The sequence below is a fragment of the Rothia sp. HMSC036D11 genome (assembly GCF_001814205.1).
Classification (GTDB): domain Bacteria; phylum Actinomycetota; class Actinomycetes; order Actinomycetales; family Micrococcaceae; genus Rothia; species Rothia dentocariosa.
Genome location: NZ_KV815309.1, coordinates 1 through 873, shown reverse-complemented (window position 1 = coordinate 873; position 873 = coordinate 1). Strand labels below are relative to the sequence as shown.

The window sequence follows — 873 nt, the reverse complement described above, 5'->3', positions numbered from 1 at the left end:
CGGCATGATGATGCTGGTACGAGGGGTACGCATAAAATTTTTCCTGGATCGATATAGGGTTAAAGGCCGTAGTTACGTTTGACATAAGCGCCGTAGAGCACGCGGTATAGCTTTGGCGAGAGCTTCAAGAGAGCACCCGCAGCACCCATGAGCGGGCGTGAACGCAGAGTCGCAAAAACCTGACCCCACGAAAGCTGTTTCCGGCATGCGGAGATAACGCCGGGTGCATCCGAACCGCCGGCAAGAAGTGCCTGCTGCGCATTATTGAGGAAGGTGACGCTTGTAGATGCGGCAAAAGCGTTTTTGCCTCGCGGGGTTTTCAGTAAATCTCCGGCGACACGGCGCATATAGTCGGTGTGGCGAATACTCTCTTCAACGGGTGTGATGCGCCCCCAGGTCAGCCCGCCCTGTTCCATCCTGTAGGTGTAGAGGTGATCGGTGATGCCGACCAGGCGTTTTGCCTTCATGCAGCAGGCGAAGACGACGAGGGCATCTTCGGCGCGATGAATATCTTCAGCGAACCGCACCCCATCAAATAGCTGGGCACGGAAGATTTTATCGCACATAAACCCGGTGTAGCGGTCTTCCAAAAACTCAATGGCAATATCTTCGCCTTCGTGCACTCCGGGGGTAACTTTTGCCCGGTGCACTTCGGTACCGTCGCTGTGTCTGATGGTATGCCCGCATACAGCAATGTCGGCATCGTGAGTGCGCGCCGCCTCGTGAAGTTTTTCGAGGAATTCGGGGTGGTATTCGTCGTCTGAGTCGATGAAGGTGATCCAGTCGCCGCGGGCGGCGTCAAGGCCTTGGTTGCGTACGGCGGAGACACCTTTATTTTTGGGGTTGTTGAAGATGTGGATGCGGGTGTCGGGG

Annotated in this window: 1 protein-coding gene; it reads right to left on the bottom strand. The window is 55.9% G+C overall.

The window, feature by feature from the left end:
• Window positions 1-59: 59 nt before the first annotated feature.
• Window positions 60-873: glycosyltransferase family 2 protein (locus tag HMPREF2958_RS07235; RefSeq protein WP_070697535.1), on the bottom strand; the 814-nt coding region annotated here is incomplete at its 5' end.